This is a genomic window from Roseibium sp. (assembly GCF_051016195.1).
In the GTDB taxonomy this organism is placed as follows: domain Bacteria; phylum Pseudomonadota; class Alphaproteobacteria; order Rhizobiales; family Stappiaceae; genus Roseibium.
Genome location: NZ_CP134616.1, coordinates 1639881 through 1656846 on the forward strand (window position 1 = coordinate 1639881; position 16966 = coordinate 1656846).

A 16966-nucleotide genomic window follows, 5' to 3' on the forward strand; every position below is an offset into this window, starting at 1 on the left:
CCTGGAGACACGCATCACGTCGCTTCGGGATCCTTCCCGGTCCACGCGGTCCGGTCGATATCCAGGTCCGCGAACTTGTCCGGGTTGAGCACCGGCCGGTCGACACCGGCGCGGATCTGCTCCTTGAAGTCGTCCAATATCCGCTTTGCCGTTGGAAACAGCATCATGAGCGCCAGCAGATTGACGACGGCCAGGACCCCCATCAGCGGATCGGAGAAGAAGAACACCGCTGTTGCGCCCGGCGCCGTTGCACCCAGGAAGACCACGCCCATGACCAGAACCCGCAGCACCTGAATGGCCGCCGTGTTGCCGGTCATGGACGTGAGTGCGTTTTCTCCGAGATAGTAGTTGTAGATGATCGAGCTGAACGCGAACAGCAGGATGGCCAGCGTCAGGAAGTAGCTGGTCCAGCCGCCGAGATGCGAGGCCAGGGACTGCTGCGTCAGAACGATGCCGTCGACCGCCTCGTCACCGGGCACGTAGACATCGCCAAGCAGAATGATGAGAGCGGTGCAGGTGCAGATGATGATCGTGTCGATGAACACCGAAAACGACTGCGTGATGCCCTGGCTGATCGGATGGCGGACGTCAGCCGTCGCCGCGACGTTGGGCGCCGACCCAAGTCCGGCCTCGTTGGAGAAGAGACCGCGGCGCAGGCCTTGGGCAAGCGCAGCGCCCATGCCGCCGCCGACGGCTTCCTCCCAGCCGAATGCATTGGCAACGATCATGTAGAGCGCGGCCGGGATTTCGGTGACGTTGATGACGATGACGAGCAGCGCCATGGCAATGTAGCCGACCGCCATGATCGGCACGACCACATCGGCGACCTTCGCAATCCGGTGAATACCGCCAAAGACGATCAGGCCGGTGATGACCGTCAGGCCAAGCCCGGTCCAGATGCGGCCGATGCCGAGGCTTTCCTCCGCAGCGCCCGCGACCGTGTTGCCCTGAAACGCGTTGAAGCCGAAGGCGAAGGACGCGATCAGGCAGACCGCATAGAGAACGGCGAGCCAGCGATAGTCTTCTCCCAGCCCGTGAATGATCGACCGGGCCGGACCGCCGCGATAGGTCCCGTCTCCTTCAGAGCGCTTGTAGAGCTGGGCCAGCGAACACTCGATCAGGCTCGTCGCCATGCCGACAAGGGCAACCGCCCACATCCAGAAGACCGCGCCCGGCCCGCCGAGCGTTATGGCGACGGCGACGCCCGCGATGTTGCCGCCGCCAACGCGTCCGCCGACGGACAGGAGCAGCGCTTCGCGCGCCGAGATGGCATTGGGATCACCGGTCTGGTTCTTTGACGACAGAACCCGGAACATGCGCTTGAAGAACCGGATCTGAACAAACCCGGTCACGACAGTGAAGAAAACGCCGATGATGATGAGGAAGGGTATGAGCGCCCATCCCCACGTCAGGTCGCCGACAAGACCGAAAAACGCTTCAAACAACTGCATGGATCCCGCTCCCCATTGCTGTGTTTCCCCCGGCAAGTGCCCGCTTGCCGGATCTATCAGCGTAGGCGTGTTGGGAAGCTTTTTGCAATAAAAAAGGGAAATGTTTTTAAAAATGCAGCTTATGGGTGTTCTTGAGGGTGCGCGCGGAGTTCACCCCTGAAAGCGCGATGGAACATTTCCCCCGGGACGCAACAAAAAAGCGCGGCAGATGAAGCCGCGCTTTTCGAAAATTCTCTTGCCAGATTGCTTAAGCAGTCAGTGCGCCCTGCGCCTTGTCGACCAGCACCTTGAAAGCGTCGGGCTGGTTGATGGCGAGGTCGGACAGGACCTTGCGGTCGACTTCAACGCCGGCCTTGTTCAGGCCGTCAATGAAGCGGCCGTAGGTCATGCCGTGCTGGCGGGTTGCCGCGTTGATGCGCTGGATCCAGAGCGAGCGGAACGTGCGCTTCTTGGCCTTGCGGTCGCGATAGGCGTATTGTCCTGCCTTCTCGACGGCCTGCTTGGCAACGCGGATGGTGCTCTTGCGGCGGCCATAGTAACCCTTGGCGGCCTTCAGAACTTTCTTGTGGCGAGCGTGGGCGGTGACGCCCCTTTTGACGCGTGACATTTAGATGATCTCCTTGGGGCTGGCTTTAAGCGTAGGGCAGGAACTGCTTCACGATACGTGCATCCTGATCGCTGAGCGTGGTCGTTCCACGTGCGTTGCGGATGAACTTGTTCGTGCGCTTGATCATGCCGTGGCGCTTGCCGGCCTGCGCGGTTTTCACCTTGCCGGTCGCGGTCACCTTGAAGCGCTTCTTGGCGCCGGATTTCGTCTTCAGCTTGGGCATTTTGCATCCTTTCCTTGGCGCATCCGCATAAAGCGGGTGCTTTTTTGTTGGAGCATTCAGAGCCGACACGGCATGCCCTTTTTGCCGGGAGGACCCGCATTTGCATGCAGGAATCCAGTCCACGACGAGCCGGACGACTCTGGACCGGGCGCTTATATGGGAGGTTTCGGCGGATTGCAACCGGATTCGGGGCGGAAACCGCCGAAATCCGCCGGGCGCGTTTCCCGCCCGGCGACAGATTGGTCATGACCTGATACTTCAAAACAGGATCAAGCTGCCAGCCGGCACTCCTCTCTTGCCGCATCGAGCCTTGCCGTGACGGTTTCCGCGTCCCCGGTGGTTCCCTGAACCGAAATGAACCGGATGTCCTCGATACCCAGGAATGACAGCAGAAACCTGAGGTAGGGTTCAACGAAATTGGCGGCCGAGAAGGGTTGACCCTCAAGGTAACCTTCCGCGCCATAAGCGCAGATGACCACGGCGCGGCGGGTTCGGGCGAGCCCTTCGAAGGCGCCGTCCTGATAGGAGAATGTGCTGCCCAACCGGACGATCTGGTCGATCCAGGCCTTGAGTGCCGCCGGAACACTGAAATTGTAGATCGGAGCGGTGATAAGGAGCGTATCGGCTTCGTGAAGTTCAGTGATCAGCCTGTCGGATAATTCCGTCGCAGCCTTGAGGTCGTCGGTCATGTTTTCCGCGGGCGTATAGAAGCCTTCGATTGTTTTCTGGCTGATGATTGGAATGGAGCCATCAGCGACCTGCCGCGAAATGACCCGGCACGCGGGGTGCTTTTCCCGGAAACAGGTTTCGAAATGATCGGCAACCGCAGTGGAATGCGAGCCGGTCTGGCGGGAGCTGGAATTTATGCGCAAGAGCAGTGTCATGGGGGATCTCCTTTTTGGGAGGCCCAAAGCTATTTCTGCGCCGGGATAAGAAAAACACGATGGTATGCAGTAGAATCGTGCATAAAATGCACGAATGGACATTCAATCTCTCAAGACGCTGCTCCTGGTGCGCGATATCGGCAGCATTGCCGGGGCGGCCCGCGCTCTGGATGTCGATGCCTCCAGCGTGTCGCGGATCGTTGCAAATGCTGAAAAGGAACTCGGCGTCCGGGTCTTTCAGCGCAGCACGCGGAAACTGGCGCTGACGGAAGAGGGCGGGCGCTATCTGCAAAGGATCGCGCCGCTGCTCGAAGAACTCGAAACAGCCGCGGAGGACGCGGCGTCCCAGGGCGCGTTGCCGAAGGGTACGCTGAAGATGACAGCGTCCGTTGCCTTTGCGCAGGAGGGTATCATGCCGGTTCTGCCGCTGTTTCAGGACCGATATCCGGACCTTTCGGTCGAGCTTTACCCGTCCGACTACAACATGGACCTGCTCGCGGACGGGCTCGATCTGGCGGTCCGGCTGGCGGCGGCTCCGAAGGGTGACCTGATTTCCACCCGGCTGTTTTCGTCGCGCTATCGCGTGGTCGCCGCGCCGTCCTACCTGGAAAGGCACGGCCCGGTCAGCATACCGCAAGACCTTGCGGAGCATAATTGCCTGTGTTTTGCCCTGCCGGGGTTCCGGAACAGCTGGAAGTTCCGGCGGGACGGCTGCGAGCCCTTCGGGGTTGATGTTGCAGGTAAAACGGTGATCGCGAGCGCTCTTTCCCTGCGTGAGGCCGCGCGTCTCGGCATGGGTGTCGCACTCCTGGCCAACTGGCTGATCCGGGGTGATCTGGAGGATGGCCGCCTTGTGGATCTTTTTCCCGAGTTTGACTGCGCGGCAACCGATTTCGACACGGCCGCCTGGATCCTTTACCCGAGCAAGGCATTCCTGCCGCGAAAGGTGCGCGTCATGGTCGATTTCCTGAAAGCGGAGATGCGGTGATCACCGAGTTTCGCGCGAAATTCGATCGCCACTCTTCGCCTTTCCGGACAGGAGAGGCAATGCCGGTCGTCAACCCGGTTTTGTCGTCCCGGTTTGCTGAGAAAGCGGCTAGACCGGGATGAGAAGTTGCAAGTGGCCGATCCTTCGAGACGGGCCTTTTGGCCCTCCTCAGGATGAGGTTCTGAGAAAATGAGCTCGGATCCGAAAAGCGCCAAACCCGGAGACCTCATCCAGAGGTGCGCCGCGCAGCAGAGCCTCGAAGGATGGGCCGCGCGAAAGAGCGCTTGCCGCCAGTCCCCCGAGGCCACGCCTTCGCGCTTCCGCAGGACAAAGCCGAGACCGGCCGCCGGTCTGCGTCAGGCGTTCACGTCAACGACGACACGGCCCTTGACCTGGCCTTTCAGAATATCTGCGCCGAGCTGGGGCAGGTCTTCCAGGGTTGCCGGCTGGATCATCGCTTCGAGCTTGTCCATCGGCAGGTCCTTCGCCAGCCGTTCCCAGGCCTTGAGACGGGCATCGTAGGGTTTCATGACGCTGTCGATGCCGAGCAGGTTGACGCCGCGCAAGAGAAACGGAATGACGGTCGCCGGAAGCGCTGCCCCGCCGGCCAGTCCGACGGCGGCAACCGAAGCCCCGTATTTCATCTGGCCGAGAACGCGCGCCAGCATGGCACCGCCGACCGCGTCCACGCACCCGGCCCAAGTTTCGGCTTCCAGCGGGCGTTTTACCGTTTCATTGACGTCGTCGCGCGGAACGATTGTGCTCGCGCCCAGGGACTTCAGATAGTCCCAGGTGCTTTCGCGGCCCGTCACGGCGGCGACCTCGTAGCCGAGATTGGCGAGAATGGCGGTCGCGACCGAGCCGACGCCACCGGCCGCGCCGGTGACCAGAACCGGCCCGTCGCCGGGTTTCAGTCCGTGCTCTTCCAGGGCCATCACGGCAAGCATCGCCGTAAAACCGGCCGTGCCGACCGCCATAGCGTTGCGCGTGGAAATGCCTTCGGGAAGCGGCACGAGCCATTCGCCCTTGACGCAGGCCTTCTGGGCGTAACCGCCCCACCAGACTTCGCCGACGCGCCATCCGGTCAGCACCACCTTGTCGCCGGCCTTGTACCAGTCGTCCGAGGATTCCAGGACCGTGCCGGCAAAATCGATGCCGGGCACGTGGGGGTAGTTGCGCACAAGGCCGCCACCCGGACCGACGCACAGACCGTCCTTGTAGTTCAGCGTGGAGTATTCGACGGCGACGGTGACATCACCTTCCGGCAAGCGGCTGTCGTCGAGCTCCTGAACCGATGCGGAGGTCTTGCCTTCGTCGTTCTTTTCAACGAGGAGTGCTTTGAAAGTCATGGTCAAACTGCCCTGTTAGCTGGTGTTTTCCGTCATCGTTCTGGCGTCCTCGCGCAGAACAAACTTCTGTATCTTCCCGGTGGCCGTTTTCGGCAGTTCGGTGAAGACGATCTTTTTCGGCCTCTTGAAACCGGCCATGTGCGCGCGGCAGAAGTCGATCAACTCGTCTTCCGTTACGTCGCTGCCTTCCTTCAATTCGACGAAGGCACACGGTACTTCGCCCCAAGTCTCGTCCGGCAAGGCGACGACGGCCGCCAGCACGACATCGGGATGCCGGTGGAGAACGCCCTCGACCTCGACGGAGGAGATGTTCTCGCCGCCGGAGATGATAACGTCCTTCAGCCGGTCGCGGATCTGAACATACCCGTTCGGATGGCGCACGGCGGCATCACCCGACTTGAAGTGGCCGCCGGAAAAGGCGTCGGCGGTTTCCGTGCCGTTCTTGTAGTACCCCTTCATGACGGTGTTGCCGCGGATCACGATCTCGCCCTGGGTCTCGCCGTCCATCGGCACCGGCGCGCCGGTGTCCCGGTCGATGACATCAACCGTTTCCGTCATCGGAAAGCCAACCCCTTGCCAGGATTGCAGTTCCGCCTGCTCGTCGGCAGACAGATCCTCCCACTCCTCGCGCCACAGGCACTGCACGACGTGCCCGTAGGTTTCCGTCAGTCCGTAGACCTGCATGACTTCAAATCCAAGCGCCTTCGTCGCCGCCAGCACGGTTGCGGGCGGAGGTGCGCCCGCCGTCATGATTTTCACGGATGCAGAGAGCGGCCGCCGGTCTTCCTCCGGCGTGTTGACCAGCATGGAGAGCACGATCGGGGCGCCGCCGAGATGCGTGATCCCGTGGCGGTCGATCAGGTCGAAGACGGCCTTGCCGCTCACCTGACGGATGCAGACGATGGTTCCAGCCATCAGCGTCATGGACCAGGCGTGGCACCAGCCGTTGCAGTGGAACATAGGCACTGTATAGAGATAGACCGGGTGCCGCGGAAGTTCCCAGGCGACGGGCGTTCCCATCGCCATGAGATAGGCGCCGCGATGGTGGTAGACGACGCCCTTGGGCCGCCCGGACGTGCCGGAGGTGTAATTGAGCGCCAGCGCCTGCCATTCGTCTTCAGGGCCGGCCCAAGCAAAATCAGGATCGCCCTCTTCGATGAGATCCGGATAGGCGTCCGCACCCAGTCTGTCGCCACCCGGTCCGTGAGGGTCGACAATGTCGACAACGGGAAGGCTTTTTCCATTCAGCTCGAAAGCCGCCTTGACGACGCCGGAAAAGGCCGTGTCGGCAATCACGAGCCGGGCGTCGCTGTGATCGAAAATGTAGGCAACGGTTTCGGGCTCGAGACGGATGTTGATCGTGTTGAGCACGGCGCCTGTCAGCGGGACGGCATAGTGAAGCTCGAAGAGCTCCGGCGTGTTGGCGGCCATAACCGACACCGTGTCGCCCTTGCCAATGCCCATCTTCTTCAGGCTCGAGGCAAGCCGCCGCACCCGTTTATGGACCTCGCTCCAGGTCAGGCGCAGGTCGTTGTAAACAACCGCTGTCCTGTCCGGGAAGATCGCCGCCGTGCGCTCCAGAAACGACAGGGGCGACAGCGGCACGTGGTTGGCGGGCTGCCTGGGAAGCGCGTCGTAGTGTTCCTGCATCGCTAGCCTTCCTGTTTGGTGAACGCCGTTTCCCAGACCGTTGCCGAACGCATGCCGTGGGGCGTGTCCACCTGGACCCTGGTTCCGTCGTCCCAGTGGGTCATCCTGACCATGCCGATCGCAACATTCGTGCGAAAGTCCGGCGAGTAGGCGGCGGAGCTCACGGTGCCGACCTGTTTGCCTCCAGCGATGACCGGCCAAAGATCGTCGCAGGACGGGACAGGGTCGCCGTCGATCGCGATGCTGCGGATCTGCCGTACCGGTCCCTCGACGGCAACGCGCAGCAAGGCGTCGCGCCCGATGCACCCGATAGCCTGTTGCGTCTGGCAGAACCTGCCGAGCCCGCATTCGTGCGGCGTGTTGTTGCGGGTCATGTCGTTGCCGTAGGAGAGCAGCTGTCCTTCGATCCGTTCTATCAGATTGGGACAGCCGGCGCGGACATCCATTTCCTCTCCGGCGGTCATCAAGGCGTCCCAGATGGGTTCGCCGAGATGCGACCCGTCGACATAGAGTTCGAACCCATCCTGTTTGGAGTAGCCGGACCGGGCGAGCACCAGCTTGTGACCCTGAAAGTCGACGTAGTCGTAGCGGAAAAAGCGGATCGACCGGATTTTTTCCCCGAAGACGCTCGCAACAAGGTCCTCCGCCCTGGGTCCCTGGATGGCGAGCGGCGACACATCCGGTTCGTCGACATCGACTTCCAGCCGCAGCGCATGCGCCAGTCCCTTGATCCAGAACAGCAGATCGCTGTCGGCGACCGAGACCCAGAACTTGTCTTCGGCAAGTTTCGTCGTGACCGGGTCATTGAGCATGCCCCCGGTCTCGTCGACCATGGGCGTGTAGTAGCACTGCCCCTCAACCATGTTGGACAGGTCGCGCGGGGTCAGCATCTGTACCAGACGGGCGGCATCCGGTCCCCAGAGTTCGACCTGCCGTTCGCATGATACATCCCAGACCTGAACCTTGGATTTCAGGTGATGGTAATCCTCTTCGACGGAATTGAAGACCGTCGGAAGCAGCATGTGATTATAGACCGTGTAGGCCTTGACACCTGCTGCCTGAACCCGGCGCGAAAACGGCGTATTGCGCGTGCGGCGGGAAATCGAAAGAGCCGGGATCTGCATGCCGGATCCTCCCTACGCAGCCTGCTCGGCGGCAGGTCCCGACCAGTCGATCTGACAGATCTCGGCACTGCGGCCGTCGAAGTCCCAGACACGGCCATAGGCCCGGACACGTCCCTGTGTGGCTGTCGCGACGGTGATGTCGGGGCCCATCCAGTACTCGGTGTTGGTCACGACGATGTCCTCGTCGGGGTTTCCACCCGGAACCGGTTCGATTTCGCCCTTGATCGCCTTGCCAACGATCAGACGGCGTTTCTTGCCCTCGTTTGTGTAGGACACGGGCGCGCGCTCTGCGCCGAGAAATTCGCTGACCAGTACCCGGAACAGGCCCGTCGTGCCCTTGGCCTGTCCGGAAAAAATCTTCAGAAGACCGTCATAGGCGGCATCGCTGGCGCGCTCGTCAATGTAGGCCGCTGCCTTCCAGTTGCCGCGCGCCATGAGGCCGGGGATCTCCAGCACGAGGCCGACATTCAGCCCCGACAGGTCCTCGCCCTCGTAGTGGCCTTTGTCGATGCGCACACCTGCCCAGGCCTGGCAGTAGCCTTCCGTCGGCGCGTGTTTTCCGAGCGAAACGACACAGGGGCAGAAGACCGTGCAGTTGCAGTTCAAGATCAGTTCACCGCGTATGGCCCATCCGGACATCAGATTCCTCCGTTAAACAGTTCTGTGAGTGCCAGGACGCCGACAACCGTCCCGGAAATAATGAGAAAGACGCCAAGCGGTGCGCTGATGCGATTGCCGATCTGCGGCAGTTTTTCCAGCGTCATCAGCACCATGGCGAGGCCCATGAACGCCAGGTTCATGGTCCCGGCGACGAAAGCGAGCAGCATCAGCGCCCAACAACAGCCGAGGCAGACGGCTCCAAGGCGCACACCAAGCCGTAGCGCGCCCCGGTGGCCGGGCTGCCAATGACTGAAAAAGAAGGTCATCGGATTCTGGCAGGCCGAGAGGCAGGCGTTCTTCAGGCCGCTGAACTGGTAGGAGCCGGCAAGAAGCAGCAGCACCGCATTGAGCGTGGCCGAGGTCGATTTGCCCGCTGCATCCAGAAAGTGAAGGTCGGCGAGATGGACCTGCAGATAGGCTGCCGGAACAGCGAAGCCTATCCAGACCAGAAGGTATCCGGCAACGAGAGCCACAAGCGAGGTTCCGCTGGCCGCGTCCGTATAGGTCATGTCGGAATAGGTCTTGAATGCCGGAAACGCAGTGGGCGCCATCATGGCGAGCGACATGAGCGACCACATGGCAACAGCCGAGGGAAGCCCTGCATCCGCAACGCTCTGGGTGCACAGTGAAATCAGGTATGCGAGCCCGTAGTCGGCGGCAGGGTGAGGCGCGGCGACAGGCACGTGCGTGGCAACGAGCAAAGCCCATGTCGCAAGCACGCTGCCGAAAAACATCAGCCACAGTATCCCGTGGCCGGGCAGAAGACGTGTCAGTGCCTTCACCCGCTCCTCCCATTTTTAGTTGGGCTACGCTGCGCTTCCGCAATTTAAAAGTCAAACATTTAATTGTCTGACATTTGTTTTTTTGCAATTGACCGTTCGGAGGAGGCCAACTAGGTTGTCTGCGATAGAACCTGAGGGCATGCGAGGGCGTTTTGGCGATTGAATTCGACACGATTCAGAAACAGGGACTTTCGGTCCAGATCGCCAATGCCATTCGTGACGCCATTCTGGAAGGCCGTCTTGCGGGCGAAGAACGCCTGCCGAGCGAATCCGACCTTGCCGACAGGTTCGGCGTTTCCCGTTCAACGGTGCGCGAAGCACTCAAACGCCTCGCGGCGCAGAACCTTATCCGGAGTGAGCGCGGTTCGTCCGGTGGCGCGTTCGTCAATCGCATGACCTGGTCCGAAGCCCAGGACAATCTCGTGACCACGACCCGCCTCCTGATCGGAATGAATGACATCCCACTCGAAGACGCGATCGAGGCGCGGTTTTCGCTGGAGGCGGCGGCCTTGCCGCTTGCGGCTGACAAGTGTGCGGAGGACGATCTGACGGCACTTCGCGCGGAGACAAGCCGGCAGCGGGATCCCCTGACGAGCGACGAGGAGTTCTGTGCGTCGGATGTGACGTTCCATTCCACCATCGCGCAGTCCACCGGCAATCCGCTGCTTGCCTTTCAGCTTTCTGCCGCCTTTGAGGCCATGCAGCCGCTCATGAACATGCTCGTCTACCGACTGCGCGACCGCGAACGGATCGCGGACCATCACGACGCGCTTTTGAATGCCCTGCAGGAGCGGGACAGCGTAGCAGCCGCGAACAGCCTGGAACAGCTGTGCGCGTATACGAAAGAGCTCGCCGCACAGCGCCGCAAGCCCAAGGCAGGCTGACTGCTTTCGTCAAATCGCCGACGCCTAGGGTGCTGGCGAGTCGCCGGGCATTTGCGCGCGACACTTGCTTACCGGAAGCTTATCCTGCACGCCCAAATTTTTACGAAATGTAATTCGGCGCTCTTAACCAATAATTTTCAGAATCCGTCTAACTTCAACATAGACCGACAGAGTAGCGGCGGGGGATACTGTGATTACTGCGTAGTAATGCTGCTGCAGTGAATTGCTCCGGCCAGAGTATAAGCGGTGTGGTAAGAGACAATGTGGTTGCGTAAACAGTCTTCTGCTTTTGCGGTATCGGTGCTTTTGCTGGCTGGCTGCCAGTCAGGGGATCTGGCGAACCTGTCGACTTTCGGTGACAGCGCCGTTTCAAACGACGATCTGTCGAAGGTCGCCTATTATCCGGATGACGAGCTCCTGCAACTTGCCAAGGTGCAATTCAAGGAAAGAAACTACGGCCAGGCCTACGCGATCTACAAGCGCGCGGTCGAAGTCTATCCGAAAGATCCGGTTGCCTGGATCGGTTACTCCGCATCCGCCGACATGATCGGCCGGTTCGACAATGCCGATATCGGCTACAAGCGCCTCGCGCGCATGATACCCAATCGGCCCGAATACCTGAACAACGTCGGCTATTCCTACATGTTGCGCGGTAACCTGGTGTCGGCACGGCGGTACTTCCTGAAGGCCTATGATATCGACCCGAACAACCAGACCACAGCGAACAACCTGGAACTGCTGCGCAACAGCACATCCTTCGCCAACCGTGGCTAGGCAGGGACACTGATAACGTGAACGGTCCCAATATGATTGGCGAAGCGAACAAAGGCTCCAAAGAGACGGTCAAGGCCCGTACGGCAGGAAAAGACCCGTCACCTGTCGCGGCTTTCCTGCAACGCAATATCCGGATACTGGTTGCTCTCAATGCGCTTTCGGTCGCGGTGACAATTCTCCTGTTTGTCGGCCTGTTCTTCTCGTGGTCCGCGACGGCGGAACTCAATCAGATCCGCAGCCAGCTCGACGGGCTCCAGGAATTCGAGAAGCGGATTTCCAGCAATGTCGCGCTGATGAACACAGGCGTTCAAAGCCGTCTTTCGAAGATGGACCAGCGGCTCAGTCAGATCCAGTCGGGGGTCCGGCTGATGCGGATCGAGCGCGGCGATTCCGACATACCCGTCGACAATCTGAAAACAAAAGTCGACGAGGATATCGACTTCTTTCACTCGTCGACGGCAACAGCGATGTTCTCGCCGACATTATCGGCACAGAGCGCCAATCGGTTCGAGAGTGCGCGCGGCACGCCGCGGGTCACATTCGCGCGCCCGCCGGTCGCGTCCCAGGCGGCCCAGGGTTCGGCCCTGTTCCGGCGCGTCGTCACGGCCGATGGCAAGGTCCGCTACGAAAAGCGGTAGGGATCATCCGACCAACACCTCACGCAGTCCTGGCGTTGCTGATGCCAGTTCACTGGCCCTATTCCGGTCTCTCCGATCATACAGAGCGTTTGTCCCCCGGATGTGGCAGGACGCCACCGAGGCCGGATCGTGTGCCTGTTTCAGTATTCGAATTCAATTTTTAGGTGTATTGCGGTTGAAGTTGAGAGATAAAACACTCAAGAAGCAAGTTATATTTGTAGCAGAAACCTACACTAATGAAGTTTCTGAGCGATCGTTTTCAGTTTTAAGTTTTTTTTCACCAGCCGTTAATCGTCAGCAACTTAGTATTGTTTATCAACGGCGGGGGCTCTTTCAATATCTTAGGTATTTTTGCTAGGATGCGGAAGCAAAATTCACGTCGATAGTGCTTAAAACTGCGAATTCTGAAGACGAGACCTGACGTGAAGATATCGTCCCTATTGACAATGGTGATCGCCGTATTCGGCATGATCATCGCGGCTCCCGGTGCGGCCAAGGCGCAAGTCGACGAGATGACGCTTGTGGTCAACGGCGGCAGCGTCTCAAAAGTCACGATGCAGCCCGGAACAACGCGAACCGTCAGGACCAACCGGAAATTCTCCGATCTCGTGGTCGGCAATCCCGAGACAGCCGATATTGTCCCGCTCTCCGAACAGGTTCTCTATATCCAGGGCAAAGCGCCCGGACTGACCAATATTTCGATCTACGACGCATCGAAAACGCTGCTCGGTGTCATCGAAGTCAGGATTCAACTGAATTTCGACGATGTCGTGCGCGCAATCCGGGCGGTTGCGCCGACGTCTCTCGTGTCGGTTTCCAACGTCGGCAACAGGATCCGGCTGAGCGGATCGGTGAACAACGCCGTGGAACTGACAAAGGTCCTCGAAGTCGCACAGCAGTTTTCCGAAGCACCCGTCATCAATGCGCTGAGTGTGCGCAGCCCGCAGCAGGTCGCGCTGGAAGTGCGTGTTCTGGAAGCAAGCCGTTCGATTGGCCGGGACCTTGGTGTGAACTGGGTGGGCCGTTCGGACAATGGCAACGTGAGCACCAGCGGCTCACGCGTTCAGGTCGGGACCAACGAAGACGGCGGTCTCGTCGCGCTGCTTGGAACGGGTGCAAGTGTTGCCCAGCAGGGGGCATTGCCCTTCGGAACCCTGATCGGCAAGGTGCTGGAAACGGCAGGGATCCGGATAGACACCATTATCGATGCGCTGGAGGGCAAGGGTCTCGTGCGCCGGCTGGCGCAGCCGAATCTGACCACGATCAGCGGTGAAACCGCCCGCTTTCACGTCGGTGGCGAAGTGCCCATCCAGACCGCGGTTTCCAATGCAGGCGGTGTTGCCTCGTCGACAGACTACCGGCCGTTCGGGGTGCGCCTGGAATTCGTTCCGACGGTGCTTGACGCCAGCCGCATCAATTTGCGCGTCATGACCGAAGTCAGCGATATCGACAACTCGATCAACGTGAATGGCAATCCGGGATTCACCTCCCGGCGCGCGGAAGCGGTGATCGAACTCAAGGACGGGCAAAGCTTTTCCATTGCGGGCCTCCTGGAGAATGTCGATACCCGGGACATCAGTCAGTTGCCCTGGCTGGGCCAGGTGCCTGTGCTCGGTGTCCTATTCCGCTCCACAAGTTTCCAGAAACGCGAGACGGACCTCGTCATCGTGGTGACGCCCCGGCTGGTTCGGCCGGCGCGCCCGAACGAACCGTTAGCGTCGCCGCTCGACAACACGAGACCGACGAATGACGTCGAGATGTTCGCGCTCGGCCTCCTGGAGGTGAACAAGGACATGCTGCGCAAGTACAAGGAAGGCGACGGTCTCATCGGGCCATACGGTCATATCGTCGATCTGGAACTCGAGGATGGCTATGTTTACTCCAAGAACTGATCGGCTTGCGGCGCTCGCAGGACTTCTATTCCTCGGCGGGTGTGCCGACTACATGAGCCACAGGGATACGGTGACGGTCGGTGCGGGCAGTGCGATGCAGGCCAATATGGGCATTCACACCGTGCAGCCTTTCCCAAGAGAGGCTTACAACGCGAACCTGCCGACAGACGGGCAGACCGCGGTTAATGCGCAGGAACGCTACCTGACCCCGGGCGACAAGGATGTCGTGACCGGAGCAGGCTCGGAAGCAGCGATCAGCGGCGGTTCGTAGCACATCTAAGGTTATACCGGCTTTGTCATGCCTCGACTCGAGCGGTGGCGCGTGCATATTCCGCTTTCAAGGTCATTTTGCGAACCCTGATACCCCTGATCCTTGTCGAAAGTGACGATGTCGTAGCCAGGTTCTGCGACAAAAGTAGAAATACGTATCCGTATAGCAGAATAGTCCAATATATGGGTACATGGTGCGACAACCTGTCTTGTTGTCCCGCTGAAGTCTGACATCCTCCCCCGCAACGCACCGGCAGCCATGCTTTGCCGGAGTGACTTGGGAGGATCAAATGACACAAACCGTCATCCAGGGTGCCATGATTTGGAACGGTGTCGCCGACGCGGCCTTTCCGGGAACGGTCGTGGTCGAGGGAAACCGCATTAAAAAGGTGATCGAGGGAACGGACCTGCCGTCGGGCCTGTCAGACAATACGCTCGACGGAACCGGCATGACGCTCATGCCGGGCATGGTCGAGGGCCATTGCCATCCGAGCTTCACAGGAATTTCCGAGCCGACCGAGCTGGGTCAGCTCTGCCCGGAAAAGCACATGCTGCTGACGGCGCAGAACCTGAAACTGCTGCTGAGCCACGGTTTCACGTCCATCTTCGAAGCGGCTTCGGCGAAACCCATGCTCGGTGTGACCGCAAGGGACGCGATCAACGAAGGCCTGATCGACGGGCCCCGCATGATGGCCGGCAGCCCCGAAGTGACAACGACGGCGGGGCTCGGCGACGAGCGCAAGCGGCACATCTATCAGGAAAGCTTCGGTCTGGTCGCCGATGGCGCGGACGAGATGCGGCGGGTTGCCCGCGAATGCGTGCGCGACGGCGTCGATGTCATGAAAATCAACATTTCCGGCGACGAATTCGTCAGCCATGCCCGCGCAGAAATCACGCCGACGGAAGACGAAGAACTGGCGGCTTTCGTGAAGGTTGCCCATGCCTTCGACAAGATGGTGGCCGCTCATGCCAGATCGTCCCAGAGCGTGAAGATGGCGGTCCGGCACGGTGTGGATTGCATCTACCATTGCGACTTTGCGGACGAAGAGGCTCTCGACATGCTCGAAGGTGCCAAGGACCGCATCTTCGTAGGCCCCGCATTCGGGCTGGTTCACAACAGCACGCGAGAAGGCGATGTCGTGGGCCTGACCCGGGACGTGGCCGAAAGCATGGGCCTTTTCCGCAAATTCGAGGCGACTTGCGCGACCTATCACGAAATCCGCAAGCGCGGCGTGCGTGTTGTGGTCGGCGGTGATTACGGGTTTTCCGTCACGCCGATGGGTCAGAACGCCCGCGACATCGAGCACTTCGTCCGCTATTTCGGCTACTCACCAGTTGAAGCACTGCGCTGTGCGACACATGTCGGCGCCGAGCTGATGGGCCGGAGCGACGAAATGGGCCTGATCAAGGAAGGCTATCTGGCGGATCTGCTGCTGGTGCGCGGCGATGTGGTGCAGGATGTGTCGCTGCTTCAAAAGCAGGACAACCTTGCCATGATCATGAAGGACGGCATCGCGTGGAAAGACCCGCGCGAGAGCGGCCTGCGATCGCCGGGCCTGATTCAGGCCGCTGAATAAACACTCTCAAAAATCCTTATCCACGAACGCATTATTACGGAGGAGAAAATGCGTATCAGAACGATTGTGGCCGCGGCCGCATCCCTTTGCCTGTCCGCGAGCGCGGCCCTGGCCGACTATGATGGTGTCCCCAGAACGTTCCTTTGGAACCCGGGCTCGGTGGACATTTTCGATGCCGCGGAATTCAAGAAGAAGGGCCCCTATGTTATCGGGTTCTCCAACGCATCGATTTCAAATCCGTGGCGCGTTGCCATGCTTCACGGGATTGAAGCGGCCGCCGAGCGGCATGCCGACAAAATCGAACGTTTCATCATAACGGATGCAAATGACGACCCCTCCAAACAGGCCGCCGACGTGCAGGATCTCATTGCGCAGGGCGTCGATATCCTTTTGATCAGTCCGGCAACCGCCGAGGCGCTCGATCCGGCGGTGCGCCGGGCCAAACGTCGGGGCATCCCGGTGGTACTTGTCGACCGTCAGGTCTCGTCCGACGAAAACTACATCACGTTCGTGACGGCATCCGACCAGGCGCTCGGCCGCATTTCCGCCCAGTGGCTCGCGGAAAAGCTCGGCGGTGAAGGCAAGGTTGTCATGCTCGGCGGACTGGCCGGTGCCTCGCCCGCGGAAAACCGGATCAAGGCCGCGATGGAAGTGTTCAACCAGTTTCCCGGCATCGAAGTTCTGGAAACACAATACACATCGTGGTCGCCCGCGAATGGCAAGACTATCATGTCGGCGCTGATCCAGAAATATGGTGACGAGATCGCAGGCGTGTGGGCAGACAGCGGTCTGCAGGGCTCCGGTTCCATCGAAGCCTTTCTGGCGGCCGGGTACGATGCCGGAAAGATCCCGCCGCACACCGGTGGCGACTTCAACGCGATGTACCAGCTTTCCGTGCAGAACGACGTTCCGATGATCGGTATCGACTACCCACCGGCGATGGGTGCGGAGGGGTTCGAAGTCCTGTTCGACGTGCTTGACGGCAAGGGCATTCCGCGCCGGATCGAAGTGAACCAGCAGGTGGTCGTTTCGGAAGGTCACGAAACTCCGTCCGTGAAAGCCGATGTCTTCACGGCCGACTACGCGCTGATGGACAAGCCGGGATCGGTGATCATGTCATCCGGCGTCGGCGCTGACTATGACCCGGCAACGTTCACCGCAAACTATCCAAAATAAGTTCCGCACCGGGCGGCTTCGGCCGCCCGGCAACGCG

Annotated in this window: 17 protein-coding genes; 8 read left to right on the forward strand and 9 right to left on the reverse strand. The window is 60.3% G+C overall.

All coding sequences use genetic code 11. The features are described 5' to 3' along the window. Nucleotides 1-14 precede the first annotated feature (14 nt). The 4 genes from RDA78_RS07575 to RDA78_RS07590 all read right to left on the reverse strand — a co-directional run bounded on the left by RDA78_RS07575 (nucleotide 15) and on the right by RDA78_RS07590 (nucleotide 3165). Nucleotides 15-1451, reverse strand: a complete 1437-nt coding sequence (locus RDA78_RS07575; RefSeq protein WP_434054721.1) for an alanine/glycine:cation symporter family protein — start codon at nucleotides 1449-1451, stop codon at nucleotides 15-17. A gap of 247 nt (nucleotides 1452-1698) precedes the next feature. Next, nucleotides 1699-2058, reverse strand: coding sequence for a 50S ribosomal protein L20 (rplT, locus tag RDA78_RS07580; RefSeq protein WP_306142195.1), 360 nt, complete (start codon nucleotides 2056-2058; stop codon nucleotides 1699-1701). 25 nt (nucleotides 2059-2083) lie between these two features. Continuing rightward, nucleotides 2084-2281 (reverse strand): 50S ribosomal protein L35, encoded by a 198-nt coding sequence (gene rpmI, locus RDA78_RS07585; protein ID WP_145345317.1) that lies wholly within the window; start codon nucleotides 2279-2281, stop codon nucleotides 2084-2086. Between the two features lie 269 nt (nucleotides 2282-2550). Next, the gene (locus RDA78_RS07590; RefSeq protein WP_434054722.1) at nucleotides 2551-3165 is read right to left on the reverse strand and encodes an FMN-dependent NADH-azoreductase; all 615 of its coding nucleotides are present in this window, start codon (nucleotides 3163-3165) and stop codon (nucleotides 2551-2553) included. A gap of 94 nt (nucleotides 3166-3259) precedes the next feature. Between RDA78_RS07590 and RDA78_RS07595 the strand changes: the two genes are divergently transcribed. After that, nucleotides 3260-4153: a LysR family transcriptional regulator gene (locus tag RDA78_RS07595; protein ID WP_434054723.1), complete on the forward strand. Its 894-nt coding sequence runs from the start codon at nucleotides 3260-3262 to the stop codon at nucleotides 4151-4153. A gap of 356 nt (nucleotides 4154-4509) precedes the next feature. On the opposite strand, the gene acuI is transcribed toward RDA78_RS07595, so the two are convergent. From acuI to RDA78_RS07620, 5 genes are read right to left on the reverse strand one after another with little or no spacing between them, the layout of a single operon-like run. After that, the gene (acuI, locus tag RDA78_RS07600) at nucleotides 4510-5502 is read right to left on the reverse strand and encodes an acryloyl-CoA reductase (RefSeq protein ID WP_434054724.1); all 993 of its coding nucleotides are present in this window, start codon (nucleotides 5500-5502) and stop codon (nucleotides 4510-4512) included. A 15-nt stretch (nucleotides 5503-5517) separates the two neighbouring features. Further along, the gene (locus tag RDA78_RS07605) at nucleotides 5518-7152 is read right to left on the reverse strand and encodes an acyl-CoA synthetase (RefSeq protein WP_434054725.1); all 1635 of its coding nucleotides are present in this window, start codon (nucleotides 7150-7152) and stop codon (nucleotides 5518-5520) included. Between the two features lie 2 nt (nucleotides 7153-7154). Then, entirely contained in the window at nucleotides 7155-8276 is a 1122-nt protein-coding gene (locus RDA78_RS07610; protein ID WP_434054726.1) for a dimethylsulfoniopropionate demethylase, read from the reverse strand. Nucleotides 8277-8288: 12 nt separating this feature from the next. Further along, on the reverse strand, nucleotides 8289-8915 hold the full coding sequence (locus RDA78_RS07615; protein WP_434054727.1) for a DUF1326 domain-containing protein: 627 nt from the start codon (nucleotides 8913-8915) through the stop codon (nucleotides 8289-8291). Then, nucleotides 8915-9718: a DUF2182 domain-containing protein gene (locus RDA78_RS07620; RefSeq protein WP_434054728.1), complete on the reverse strand. Its 804-nt coding sequence runs from the start codon at nucleotides 9716-9718 to the stop codon at nucleotides 8915-8917. Before RDA78_RS07620 ends, RDA78_RS07615 begins: the two co-directional genes overlap by 1 nt. Nucleotides 9719-9870: 152 nt before the next feature. Here RDA78_RS07620 and RDA78_RS07625 point away from each other — a divergent pair, with 152 nt between their 5' ends. From RDA78_RS07625 to RDA78_RS07655, 7 genes are all read left to right on the forward strand, one after another. Next, nucleotides 9871-10602: a FadR/GntR family transcriptional regulator gene (locus RDA78_RS07625; RefSeq protein ID WP_434054729.1), complete on the forward strand. Its 732-nt coding sequence runs from the start codon at nucleotides 9871-9873 to the stop codon at nucleotides 10600-10602. A gap of 267 nt (nucleotides 10603-10869) precedes the next feature. After that, nucleotides 10870-11376: a tetratricopeptide repeat protein gene (locus RDA78_RS07630; RefSeq protein WP_434054730.1), complete on the forward strand. Its 507-nt coding sequence runs from the start codon at nucleotides 10870-10872 to the stop codon at nucleotides 11374-11376. A gap of 17 nt (nucleotides 11377-11393) precedes the next feature. Then, complete coding sequence (locus RDA78_RS07635; protein WP_434054731.1) at nucleotides 11394-12014, forward strand: hypothetical protein; 621 nt, start codon at nucleotides 11394-11396, stop codon at nucleotides 12012-12014. A gap of 446 nt (nucleotides 12015-12460) precedes the next feature. Beyond that, the gene (locus RDA78_RS07640; protein ID WP_434056116.1) at nucleotides 12461-13906 is read left to right on the forward strand and encodes a type II and III secretion system protein family protein; all 1446 of its coding nucleotides are present in this window, start codon (nucleotides 12461-12463) and stop codon (nucleotides 13904-13906) included. After that, on the forward strand, nucleotides 13881-14177 hold the full coding sequence (locus tag RDA78_RS07645) for a hypothetical protein (protein WP_434054732.1): 297 nt from the start codon (nucleotides 13881-13883) through the stop codon (nucleotides 14175-14177). Before RDA78_RS07640 ends, RDA78_RS07645 begins: the two co-directional genes overlap by 26 nt. Nucleotides 14178-14466: 289 nt before the next feature. Next, nucleotides 14467-15753: an amidohydrolase family protein gene (locus RDA78_RS07650; protein ID WP_434054733.1), complete on the forward strand. Its 1287-nt coding sequence runs from the start codon at nucleotides 14467-14469 to the stop codon at nucleotides 15751-15753. 48 nt (nucleotides 15754-15801) lie between these two features. Beyond that, complete coding sequence (locus RDA78_RS07655; protein WP_434054734.1) at nucleotides 15802-16929, forward strand: substrate-binding domain-containing protein; 1128 nt, start codon at nucleotides 15802-15804, stop codon at nucleotides 16927-16929. Nucleotides 16930-16966 lie beyond the last annotated feature (37 nt).

What these genes read in the sequence shown, in the direction of transcription:
- RDA78_RS07640 (WP_434056116.1), top strand. Translation starts at nt 12,461, where the DNA reads ATGGTGATCGCCGTATTCGGCATGATCATCGCGGCTCCCGGTGCGGCC.
- RDA78_RS07650 (WP_434054733.1), top strand. Translation starts at nt 14,467, where the DNA reads ATGACACAAACCGTCATCCAGGGTGCCATGATTTGGAACGGTGTCGCC.
- RDA78_RS07605 (WP_434054725.1), bottom strand. Translation starts at nt 7,152, where the DNA reads ATGCAGGAACACTACGACGCGCTTCCCAGGCAGCCCGCCAACCACGTG.
- rpmI (WP_145345317.1), bottom strand. Translation starts at nt 2,281, where the DNA reads ATGCCCAAGCTGAAGACGAAATCCGGCGCCAAGAAGCGCTTCAAGGTG.
- rplT (WP_306142195.1), bottom strand. Translation starts at nt 2,058, where the DNA reads ATGTCACGCGTCAAAAGGGGCGTCACCGCCCACGCTCGCCACAAGAAA.
- RDA78_RS07645 (WP_434054732.1), top strand. Translation starts at nt 13,881, where the DNA reads ATGGCTATGTTTACTCCAAGAACTGATCGGCTTGCGGCGCTCGCAGGA.
- RDA78_RS07575 (WP_434054721.1), bottom strand. Translation starts at nt 1,451, where the DNA reads ATGCAGTTGTTTGAAGCGTTTTTCGGTCTTGTCGGCGACCTGACGTGG.
- RDA78_RS07615 (WP_434054727.1), bottom strand. Translation starts at nt 8,915, where the DNA reads ATGTCCGGATGGGCCATACGCGGTGAACTGATCTTGAACTGCAACTGC.
- RDA78_RS07590 (WP_434054722.1), bottom strand. Translation starts at nt 3,165, where the DNA reads ATGACACTGCTCTTGCGCATAAATTCCAGCTCCCGCCAGACCGGCTCG.
- acuI (WP_434054724.1), bottom strand. Translation starts at nt 5,502, where the DNA reads ATGACTTTCAAAGCACTCCTCGTTGAAAAGAACGACGAAGGCAAGACC.
- RDA78_RS07655 (WP_434054734.1), top strand. Translation starts at nt 15,802, where the DNA reads ATGCGTATCAGAACGATTGTGGCCGCGGCCGCATCCCTTTGCCTGTCC.
- RDA78_RS07610 (WP_434054726.1), bottom strand. Translation starts at nt 8,276, where the DNA reads ATGCAGATCCCGGCTCTTTCGATTTCCCGCCGCACGCGCAATACGCCG.
- RDA78_RS07595 (WP_434054723.1), top strand. Translation starts at nt 3,260, where the DNA reads ATGGACATTCAATCTCTCAAGACGCTGCTCCTGGTGCGCGATATCGGC.